The sequence below is a fragment of the Actinoplanes sp. NPDC024001 genome, assembly GCF_040638955.1.
Lineage (GTDB): Bacteria > Actinomycetota > Actinomycetes > Mycobacteriales > Micromonosporaceae > Actinoplanes.
In genome coordinates, this window is record NZ_JBEZZB010000255.1 from 1 (window position 1) to 10,203 (window position 10,203).

10 protein-coding genes and 1 pseudogene are annotated in these 10,203 nt (G+C 71.7%); 5 read left to right on the forward strand and 6 right to left on the reverse strand.

Going from position 1 to position 10,203, the window contains the following annotated elements; translation table 11 throughout:
- The 3 genes from rho to AB0F81_RS48155 form a co-directional block, all read left to right on the forward strand.
- The coding region (gene rho, locus AB0F81_RS48145) for a transcription termination factor Rho (RefSeq protein ID WP_360210629.1) at window positions 1–1,738 on the forward strand (1,738 nt) is incomplete at its 5' end.
- A 133-nt stretch (window positions 1,739–1,871) separates the two neighbouring features.
- The gene (locus AB0F81_RS48150) at window positions 1,872–3,041 is read left to right on the forward strand and encodes a nitric oxide synthase oxygenase (RefSeq protein WP_360210631.1); all 1,170 of its coding nucleotides are present in this window, start codon (window positions 1,872–1,874) and stop codon (window positions 3,039–3,041) included.
- 9 nt (window positions 3,042–3,050) lie between these two features.
- Window positions 3,051–3,440: a VOC family protein gene (locus tag AB0F81_RS48155; RefSeq protein ID WP_360210633.1), complete on the forward strand. Its 390-nt coding sequence runs from the start codon at window positions 3,051–3,053 to the stop codon at window positions 3,438–3,440.
- On the opposite strand, the gene AB0F81_RS48160 is transcribed toward AB0F81_RS48155, so the two are convergent.
- Genes AB0F81_RS48160 through AB0F81_RS48170 form a run of 3 tightly spaced genes read right to left on the reverse strand, consistent with a single transcriptional unit; the run spans window position 3,437 to window position 6,012 of the window.
- Complete coding sequence (locus AB0F81_RS48160) at window positions 3,437–4,060, reverse strand: RNA ligase family protein (protein WP_360210635.1); 624 nt, start codon at window positions 4,058–4,060, stop codon at window positions 3,437–3,439. The two genes, AB0F81_RS48155 and AB0F81_RS48160, sit on opposite strands and share 4 nt — an antisense overlap.
- Window positions 4,061–4,957 (reverse strand): AAA family ATPase, encoded by an 897-nt coding sequence (locus AB0F81_RS48165; protein ID WP_360210637.1) that lies wholly within the window; start codon window positions 4,955–4,957, stop codon window positions 4,061–4,063. It lies immediately after the preceding gene.
- 14 nt (window positions 4,958–4,971) lie between these two features.
- A complete protein-coding gene (locus AB0F81_RS48170) occupies window positions 4,972–6,012 on the reverse strand; it encodes an RNA ligase (RefSeq protein WP_360210639.1) in 1,041 nt (346 codons plus the stop codon).
- A gap of 196 nt (window positions 6,013–6,208) precedes the next feature.
- Between AB0F81_RS48170 and rpmE the strand changes: the two genes are divergently transcribed.
- Entirely contained in the window at window positions 6,209–6,433 is a 225-nt protein-coding gene (rpmE, locus tag AB0F81_RS48175; protein ID WP_196413672.1) for a 50S ribosomal protein L31, read from the forward strand.
- A gap of 102 nt (window positions 6,434–6,535) precedes the next feature.
- On the forward strand, window positions 6,536–7,627 hold the full coding sequence (gene prfA / locus AB0F81_RS48180; RefSeq protein ID WP_360210641.1) for a peptide chain release factor 1: 1,092 nt from the start codon (window positions 6,536–6,538) through the stop codon (window positions 7,625–7,627).
- Here prfA and AB0F81_RS48185 read toward each other — a convergent pair.
- The 3 genes and pseudogenes from AB0F81_RS48185 to AB0F81_RS48195 form a co-directional block, all read right to left on the reverse strand.
- Entirely contained in the window at window positions 7,611–8,939 is a 1,329-nt protein-coding gene (locus AB0F81_RS48185) for a PQQ-binding-like beta-propeller repeat protein (RefSeq protein ID WP_360210643.1), read from the reverse strand. The two genes, prfA and AB0F81_RS48185, sit on opposite strands and share 17 nt — an antisense overlap.
- Window positions 8,936–9,997, reverse strand: coding sequence for a PQQ-binding-like beta-propeller repeat protein (locus tag AB0F81_RS48190; RefSeq protein ID WP_360210645.1), 1,062 nt, complete (start codon window positions 9,995–9,997; stop codon window positions 8,936–8,938). Before AB0F81_RS48190 ends, AB0F81_RS48185 begins: the two co-directional genes overlap by 4 nt.
- Window positions 9,971–10,105: pseudogene (locus AB0F81_RS48195) on the reverse strand (hypothetical protein); the annotation flags it as partial. The gene AB0F81_RS48190 and the pseudogene AB0F81_RS48195, both read right to left, overlap by 27 nt.
- Window positions 10,106–10,203: the final 98 nt, after the last annotated feature.

A 10,203-nucleotide genomic window follows, 5' to 3' on the forward strand; every position in this document is an offset into this window, starting at 1 on the left:
GGCCGCCCCGGTCGAGGCTGCCCCCGCGCCGCAAACCGCAGCCGCCCCGGCCGAAACGGCTCCGTCCGCCCCGGCGGCCGAGCGCCCGTCCCGTCGCAGCCGCGAGCGTGGCTCCCGTGCCGCGGCGACCCGCGACGCGGAGCCGCGTGAGGTGCCCGTGAAGGAGACCACGGAGGCCCCCGCCGCCGTGGCGGCCGCCCCGGCGGTGGAGACCACGCCCGCCGCTCCGGCCGAGACGACCGAGCGCCCCGAGCGTGGCGACCGGCCCGAGCGCGGTGAGCGCAACCGGGACCGGCAGCGTAACCAGCGTGACGGCCAGCAGCGCGACGGCCAGCAGCGCGACGGCCAGCAGCGTGACGGCCAGCAGCGTGACGGCGACCGCGACCGCGACCGCGACCGGGATCGTGATCGGGACCGCGACCGCGATCGCGCGCCCCGGGCCGACCAGGGTCACGACGACGACGACAACGAGTCCGGCGAGGGCGGCCGGCGGAGCCGGCGCAGCCGCTTCCGGGACCGCCGCCGTGGCCGCGACCGTGACGGCGACCAGCGTGACAGCGGCCAGCGGGAGGGCCGTGAGCCGCACGTCGCCGAGGACGAGGTGCTCGTTCCGGTCGCCGGCATCCTCGACGTGCTGGACAACTACGCGTTCGTGCGGACCACCGGCTACCTGTCCGGCCCCAACGACGTGTACGTCTCGATGTCGCAGGTGAAGAAGTACGGGCTGCGCCGCGGTGACGCGGTCACCGGCGCGGTGCGCTCCGCCCCGCGTGACGGTGGCAACGAGCAGCGGCGGGACAAGTACAACCCGCTGGTCCGGCTCGACACCATCAACGGCATGGAGCCCGACGAGGCCCGCCGGCGTCCCGAGTTCTACAAGCTCACGCCGCTCTACCCGCAGGAGCGCCTGCGGCTGGAGACCGAGCCGCACATCCTCACCACCCGCGTCATCGACCTGGTCATGCCGATCGGCAAGGGCCAGCGGGCGCTGATCGTCTCGCCGCCGAAGGCCGGTAAGACGATGGTGCTGCAGGCGCTCGCGAACGCGATCACCCGCAACAACCCCGAGTGCCACCTGATGGTCGTGCTCGTGGACGAGCGGCCCGAAGAGGTCACCGACATGCAGCGCTCGGTGAAGGGCGAGGTCATCGCGGCCACGTTCGACCGGCCGCCGCAGGACCACACCACGGTCGCCGAGCTGGCGATCGAGCGGGCCAAGCGCCTGGTCGAGCTGGGCCACGACGTGGTCGTGCTGCTCGACTCGGTGACCCGGCTCGGCCGGTCGTACAACCTGGCGGCGCCGGCCTCCGGCCGCATCATGTCGGGTGGTATCGATTCGACCGCGCTCTACCCGCCGAAGCGCTTCCTCGGCGCGGCGCGCAACATCGAGAACGGTGGCTCGCTCACCATTCTCGCGACCGCGCTGGTGGAGACCGGGTCGATGATGGACACGGTGATCTTCGAGGAGTTCAAGGGCACGGGTAACGCCGAGCTCAAGCTCGACCGCAAGATCGCTGACAAGCGGGTCTTCCCGGCCGTGGACGTCTCCGCCTCCGGTACTCGTAAGGAAGAGATCCTGATGGGCAAGGAGGAGCTGGCGATCATCCACAAGCTCCGCAAGGTGCTCAGCTCGCTGGAGTCCGGCGCGGCTCTGGACCTCCTGCTGGACCGGCTCAAGCAGACCCGGACCAACATCGAGTTCCTGATGCAGATCGCCAAGTCGACGCCTGGCGAGTAACCACGCAAAAGTTACGCGGCCCACCCCATCGGGTGGGCCGCGTCGCATTTGTCGCACAGATTGTCTGATTCTGCCCATCCAGGGTCATGCGAACCTCCGGTATCCCCATCCCTCGATAATCCGGAGGCGCCCGATGATCGTGCCTGGTTACCGGGACCATCCCACGGAACCCTGGGATCCCTCCGCGCCCGTCGACCCCGGTGAGGCCGAGGACTTCCTGCGCCGCTGCTACCTGGAGAACCCCCGGCTCGGCCCGGTCGAGCCCCGGCTCGCCATCGTGCGTGCCCAGATCGCCGCCACCGGCAGCTACGTGCACACCACCGACGAACTCGCGCACGGCGCCAGGATGGCCTGGCGCAACGCCAGCCGGTGCATCGGGCGGCTCTACTGGCGCAGCCTGCTGGTGCTCGACCGGCGGCGGGCCCGGACCGCCGACGAGATCTACTCGCTGCTCGTGCAACACCTGCAGACGGCCGGAAACGGTCAGCTGCGGCCGGTGATCAGCATCTTCCCGCCGGCGCAGCCCGGCCAGCCGTACGCGCGGGTCTGGAACGAGCAGCTGATCCGCTACGCCGGCTACCGGACCGAGGACGGCCGCACGGTCGGCGACCCGCGCCAGATCGGCTTCACCACCGCGGTCCGCGGATACGGCTGGCAGGGCAAGGGCGAGGCCTTCGACGTGCTCCCGCTCGTCATCGAGACACCGGGCGAGGGGGTGCGCCTCTACGAACTGCCGGAACGCGCGATTCGCGAGGTGCCGCTCAGCCACCCGGACCACAGCTGGTTCGCCGAGCTGGGGCTGCGCTGGCACGCCGTGCCGGCCATCTCCAACATGCGGCTCACCATCGGCGGGGTGCACTACCCGCTGGCCCCGTTCAACGGCTGGTACATGGGCACCGAGATCGGCGCCCGCAACCTCGCCGACACCGACCGCTACGACATGCTGCCCACCGTCGCCGCCCGGCTGGGCCTGGACACCAGCCGCGAGTCGACCCTGTGGCGCGACCGCGCCCTGGTCGAGCTGAACCGGGCGGTGCTGCACAGCTTCGAGCAGGCCGGGGTGAAGATGAGCGACCACCACACCGAGTCCCAGCGGTTCCTGGCCCACCTCCGCAACGAGGAGAAAGCCGGACGGCCGGTCCCCGCCGACTGGACCTGGATCGTGCCGCCCATGTCCGGCGGCATCACCCCGGTCTTCCACCGCTACTACGACGAACTCGACCTGCGCCCCGCCTTCTACCTCGACGAGGAGGCGGCGAATCTGGCCCGGGACGGAATGCGGCGGTGCCCGCACGCCAACTAGCGTGAAGCCATGACCTCGTTCATCTCGCACACGACCGTCGACGCCACTGACGCCTTCGCGCTGAGCCGGTGGTGGCAGCAGGTTCTGGACTACGTCGACGACCCGGAGGACCCGAACGAGCCCGGCCACGAGGAATGCCTGATCATGTCCCGGGACGGGCGGCACCGGGTGCTGTTCATCGAGGTTCCGGAGCCGAAACAGGGCAAGAACCGGATCCACTTCGACCTGCGGCCGGCCGAGGGCACCCGCGACGAGGAGTACGACCGGCTGATCGCCCTCGGCGCCAAACCGGTCGACGACCTGCGGGCCGTGGACGGCACCGGCTGGGTGGTCTTCAGCGACCCGGAAGGCAACGAGTTCTGCCTGCTCCGCAGCGAGGCGGAGGTCAAAGCCGGCTAGGCGAACTCGTTGACGGCGAAGTCGTCGCGGTGCCGCCAGGACGCCTCGGTACGGACGTGCTCCGCGCGTACCCATTTGAGGAGCTTGTGGGAGAACTCGGCGGCGGGGATCCGGCCGGCCGCGCGCACCACGTACCCCTCTGAGGTCTGTGGATCGCGCTGCGCCGCCCAGGCGGCGCGTGCCTCGGAGAGGCTGCCGCCGCGATAGAGGACCGGGACCATCGGCAGCTCCAGGCGGCGAGCCCAGTCGACCGTGTCGTCCCAGCCGAGCAGGGTGTCCGTCTCGTCCCAGATGCCGAAGACCAGGAACACGCCGGGCAGATCCGAGTAGGCGATGCTGCGGCGAGCCCACATGGACTCGCCGCAGACCCGCCAGTCGTCCGGTATCCGGTACGCCGTCATCGCCCACAGCGCCTTCGCCGGCCGGTCCCACGGCTGGGTGCCGGAGTCGAGCGACCGCGCGAACATCGAGTCGCGGGTGAAGGTGAGGTTCCCGCCGTCCATCTTCTCGGTCACCACGAGCTCGCCGTCCAGCCAGGACAGATCGTCCTGAACGCGATCGTCGGACGTCGCACCCGGCGAGTCGGGCAGATGGAACGTGCGCGGGTACTTCACCGCCACCTAGAAGTCTCCCTCCGCTACCTGGAACACCGTCAGGCCGAGCGCCCGCCACATGCGTACCACCTGCTGACGGTCGTCGAACACTCCGACGATCCGCCAGCGATCACGGACCTCTCGGTCGAAGATCTCCCGCTTGACGACGGAGTCCTTGCGGCTGTCGCCGGCCGGTCGCATGAACAACGCTTCGTACGGCACGCCGACGAACAGGTCCAGCCAGGCCTCGGTCTCCGGCCGGCACACCTCGTCACGCCCGGAGCAGAAGACGATGACGTGACCGGCGGCGTGCATCGCCCGCACCGCGGTGACGACCGCCTGATTCGGCTCGTCCTCACCGACCCGGCCCCAGTCGTACGGGCTGCGGCCGGCCATCAGCGCGACCGTCCCGTCGATGTCGACGAGCACCGCGGCGGGCAGCTCCGGGTCGGGCTGATAGACGACTCCCGGGCCGCCGCGCTCCACCCACGGCACCGGGAGCGGCAGGTTCTTCCCGGCCAGATAGCGCTCGTGCATCCGGCGGATCGCGTCCTCGCCGACCCGCACCTCCTCGGACCGTTCCGCGTCCCGCCGGAGGCACTCCTCCAGCGGGACGTCGGTGAAGTCGTGCACCTCGAACGCCGCCTCGAACCGGGCGGCCATCTCGGCCCACTCGCGGACCGTCTTGGCGCGCAGGTTCGTGTCGTCCACGATGACGCTGCCGTGCGCCCGCAGCAGCGCCTCCACCGCGGCCCGCTGCGCCTGCGTCACCTGCGCCTCGGCCCGCTGCGTGAACAGGCGCCGGCCGTGCAGCATGACCCGCAGGTCGTCCCGGTTGACCCGGACCACGTCCGGCTGCAGCTTGCGCGCGAACGTGGTCTTGCCGGAGGCGGGCAGGCCCCGCGTGATCAGAAGTCGCTTCATCCCCAGGTTTCCTCTTAACCGGCCGGCCGGGCGCGCTGCCACAGGCCGGGACGGTAGTCCTTGCCGTCGAGCCGCAGGAACAGCTCACCCCGGAACTCGCTGCGCACCGCGGCGGCCGCGAACTCCTTGCGGCCCCAGCCCGCCGGCAGCGCCGCGACGATCTCGGCGAAGGCCGCCTCGACGGCGGCCGCGCGCGCCTCGACGGTCGCGGTCAGCTCCGCGGCGACGCCGCGCACCCAGACATGGAATTCGTCGGGCAGCGGCGCGGTCAATGCGTCCAGGTCGCCGCCGTTGGCGAGGATTTCCCACACGGTACGCGGGGACAGCCCGGTGACCAGCCGGTGCAACCGTACGTACTCCGCATATTTGATCTTCACGCGCTGATCGGTCTCGGTGAAGTGGACGACCAGACCTTCCCGCCCGTCGCGCGGCGGCGCGGCGAGCGCCTCGGCCAGGGTCGCGTAGCCGAACGTCTCGACCGCCGGGCCCGGCCACTCCGGCACCGCGGACGGCCCGAACGAGCGGCCGGTGGCGATCTCGACCGCGCCGAGCAGCACCAGGTCGTCGAGGCCGGCGTAGTCCACCACGATCCGGTTGCCCGGGTAGATGATCTCCACGAGCACCGTCAGACCGGCCGGGGGAACGAAGCCCGGGTAGCGCGTACGCAACAGCTCGGTGGCGTGCAGCGCCTGGTCGGACGCGAACGATCCGCGGGTGGCGACAGCCAGGCCGGAGCCGTCGTGGTAGATCACGCCGAGGCTGCCGTCCGCCTTGTCGGTCACCGTGACCGCCGCGCCCGGATCGAGCGCCGGGGCGGCGCCCTCGGTGTGGTTGAAGAACTTGGCGAACGGCCGCGCCACGATGCGCCCGCCGGCGTCCACGACGAGGCCGCGGCAGGCCAGGGTGACCGGCGTCCAGGCCGCGCTGTACTGACAGGCCTCGGTGTAGTTGTAGATCACGAACTCGCGCGTCGGGTGCCGCTGCAGCCGGACGTGCCCGGTTTCGACCGCCGCAGCCAGTTCGGCCGGATCGAGGACGTCGTGGAGCAGGGTCATCGCGGCGCACCTCTCGTGCGGGAATTACTGAAGGGGCGCTCACGTTAACCAGGGCGAATCCAGTTGCGCCTCCTGATTTCCGCGCGGTACCGCAGGCATGGCAGACTGGTACATCGGCCAGTAGGGGTTCCGGTTCACGTCTCGACTCATCGAAGGCGACCCGGCGACCCGTTCATCTGAGAGGGACCGAGAAGACATGAAGAGCGGCATCCACCCGGAGTACACGACCACCAACGTCGTCTGCTCCTGCGGCAGCACTTTCACCACTCGCAGCACCGCCAAGGGCGGCGAGATCCGCGTCGAGACCTGCAGCGCCTGCCACCCGTTCTACACCGGCAAGCAGCGCGTCCTCGACACCGCGGGCCGGGTGGCGAAGTTCCAGGCGAAGTACGCCAAGGTCACTGCCGCGAAGAAGAAGTAACTGCTTCAACGGCGCCCGTCCCGGCCTTCCGGGGCGGGCGCCGTTCGCATGTGGGTCGCTTCGCATGTGGGTGGCTCTGTCGAACCGGGCTGGGGGATACCGATGAGCACCGACCGTCTGACCACGCTTCTCGACGAGTACGCGGACCTGGAGAAGCGGATGGAGGATCCGTCGATCCACGCCGACCAGGCGCTGGTCCGCCGGGTCGGTCGCCGCTTCGCCGAACTCGCCCCGCTCCACGCCGCGCACCAGGAGCTCGAGGCGGCCCGGGCCGATCTGGCCGCGGCCAAGGAGCTGGCCGCCGAGGACCCGGCGTTCGCCTCCGAGGTCGAGGCGGTCGCGGCGACCCTGCCGGCGCTGGAGGCGAAGCTCGGCGAGATGCTGATCCCGCGCGACCCCAGCGACGCCAAGGACGTGATCATCGAGATCAAGGCGGGGGAGGGCGGCCAGGAGTCCGCGCTCTTCGCCGGCGACCTGCTGCGCATGTACACCCGGTACGCCGAGCGCCGTGGCTGGGTGGTCGAGGTGATCGACTCGCAGGAGTCGGACCTCGGCGGTGTGAAGGACATCTCCATCGCGGTGAAGACCCGGGGCGCGCCCGAGGGCGGTCACGGCGTCTGGTCCCGGATGAAGTGGGAGGGCGGCGTGCACCGCGTGCAGCGGGTGCCCGTCACCGAGTCGCAGGGCCGCATCCACACCTCGGCGGCGGGCGTGCTGGTGCTGCCCGAGGCCGAGGACGTCGACGTCCAGATCGAGCCCGGTGACCTGCGGATCGACGTCTACCGCTCGTCCGGCCCGGGCGGGCAGTCGGTCAACACCACCGACTCCGCGGTCCGGATCACCCACCTGCCCACCGGCACCGTGGTGAGCTGCCAGAACGAGAAGAGCCAGCTGCAGAACAAGGAGTCCGCCATGCGGATCCTGCGCTCGCGGCTGCTGGCGCAGGCCCAGGAGGCGGCGGACGCGGCGGCCGGTGACGCGCGCAAGGCCCAGGTGCGTACGGTGGACCGCTCGGAGCGGGTCCGCACCTACAACTTCCCGCAGAACCGGATCACCGACCACCGGATCGGCTACACGGCGTACAACCTGGATCTGGTGCTCGGCGGCGAGCTGGACGGGGTGCTGGACGCCCTCGCCGGCGCCGACCGGGCGGCGCGGCTGGCCGGCGACGCGGAGCTCAGCCGAAGGCAGTGACGACGAGCCGGCCGGCGCGGTCGCACGCCAGGTACCGGCCGGCGCTGTAGCACTGCGGGGCGTCGGCCCCGTCGATCGCCCCGATCCGCACGAGCCGGCCGGACTCCAGGTCGAGGTGGCTGACCGAGCTGAGGGTTCCTTCGCCGACCCGGCGGATCAGCAGCAGGCCCTCGTCCGAGTCGGCGGTGGACATCGTCCAGCCGGCCCCGCCGGCACCGATGCGCCGGCCGGTCGTCGGTTCGACCAGGAGGTGCTGCTCCTGGTCCGGACCTTCGATCGAGACGAGCACCCGGTTCTCGGTGACCGCCGCGACACTGCTGTGGTCGCGGATCTGCCAGAGCTGCCGGCCGCTGAGCGGCTCGACGGCGCTGACCCCGGCGCTCTCGGCGATGCACAGGGCGAGGCCGCAGTCCTGGGCGTACGCGTACGGGCTGCGCTCGGTGCGCCAGAGCTGCTCCAGCGTGTCGAACCGGTAGGCGGCGATCTCGGCGCGGGCCGGGTCGTTCCGGTTGACCAGCAGCAGTCCGTTCACCTTAGACAGGTAGGTCTCGACCCCGTCGCTCGGCCGGGTCGGGGTCCACGCCAGCCGGTGCCGGTCGCGGACCGCACCGGTCGCGTGTCGCAGGACGGTGGTGTCGCCGTCGGCGTCGGCGATGACGATCACGTCGCCGTGCACCACGACCTGGTGGGTGCCGGCCACCGCGCGCTGCCAGACGGTCGTGCCGGTGCGGGCGCGGACCAGCCGGATCGCCGAGAGGTCGCCGCCGCTGGTCCGGTCGCCGAGCAGCACGGCGTCCCGGCGCACGTCGAGCACCTCGCCGGAGAGGCCCCACAGCCGGTCACCGGTGGCGCTGTCGATCGCGGTGGTGCTGCCGCCGTAGAGCTGCAGGCCCGGGTTGCCGTCCTCGAGGACGATCTCGGTCATCTTCTCGTTGCCGGGGACGAGCAGGATCCCGGCCTCCTCGCCCTCGCCCATGTAGGTGGGGGTGCCGTCGAACGGCCGGGTCCAGCGCACCCGGCCGGTGGCCGTCTCGTACGCCACCAGTTCGCCGCGGTCCCGGTGCCTCTGGTGCACGTAGAGACCGTCCTGGCGCATCGTCAGCGCGTAGTCGGCGGCGAGCCGCGTCTCCCACACGTCGTGCACCATCGGCGTGCCGGGCCGGGCGGACGCACCGAGAAGCAGTGCGCAGAGCAGCGCGACGCCACCCGCTGCCCGCCGCCGCCAGGTGCCAGGGCTGAACCCGGAGCCGGCCCGGTGGTCCGGCGGAGCCGGCCCGTCCGAGCTGACGTCGCCGAGTTCGATGACGGTCATCGGGGCACCGCGACCACGACGAAGCGGGACGGGCCGTCACAGACCAGGTAGCCGGGGGTGAGCTGGCAGCGCTGCTGGTCGGGCAGCGACTCCAGCGAGCCAAGCAGGGTCTGCTCGCCGGTGCGCATGTCCAGGTGGGTGACCGAGACCCGGCCGGGCGGGGAGAAGGCCGGGTTCAGCAGCAGCACCGACTGCCGCTGGTCATAATCGGGCGCCACCGAGCCGCGCAGCCCCTCGGCGAGGCGCCGGCCGGTGCGGCTCTCCACCAGCACGTGCTCGCCGCCGCCCTGCACGTCGATCAGCAGCCGGTCGGGCAGCAGCACGGAGATGCCGTTGGCGCCGGGCAGCCGCCACAGCACCCGGCCGTCGGCCGGGTCCCGCGCCAGCATGCTGTCCTCCGTGTGCCCGCAGACGATCACACCGCAGCCGTACGACACCTCGGCCCAGCTGCCGCTGTGCGGGATCTCGCGCAGGGTGTCCAGGTGGTAGATGGTGCTGGCGGACTCCTCGCCGTCCTGCTGCAGCACCGTCAGCCGGCCGTTCTCGGCCTGGAGCACGGCATATCGCCCGACGGCCGGCTCGGAGACGAAGCCGGGGAGGCGGCGGCGGGCCACGACCTCGGCGTCGGCGTAGCGCAGCACGGTCAGTTCGCCGGTGGCGGTGTTGGTGACCAGCCGGGTCGGCTCGCCGGTGTCGTTCTCCACGGCGATGTCCTGCACCGCGGTGCCCGCGCGGTCCCAGAGCGGCGCGCCGTCGGTCAGCCGCACCCGGGTCAGCCGGGAGATGCGGCCCTGGCCGTCGTAGCGGACCATGAGGGCGCTCGCGGCATGGACCGTCGACGCGTGCACCTCGCCCGGGCGCCGCCACAGCTCCTTGCCGGTGGCGGGTTGCAGCGCGACCGTCGTGCGGCCGGTCGCGATGCCGTCGGGTTCGGTCTCGGTGACCGGGTCGACCGTGACGACCAGCGGGCCGTCGTCCGGCCCGACCTGGAAGCCGGCCAGCGTCCCCGGGATGTCGCGGGTCCAGCGCCGGGCGCCGTCGGCCAGGGCGTAGGCCACCACGCCGGTCCGCCCGGCGGGACTCATCACGAACACCGTGTCGCCGGCGACCACGACGTTGCTCTCGCCCTCGACGGCGGCGCTCCAGAGCATCCGCACACCGGGTTCCGCCGGCCGGGCCGCCCCGGCGCAGGCCGTCGTCGACGTAGTCCAGAACCTGCTGCCACCACCGGCTCAGCGCGAAGGCGTCAGTGGCGTCGACGGTC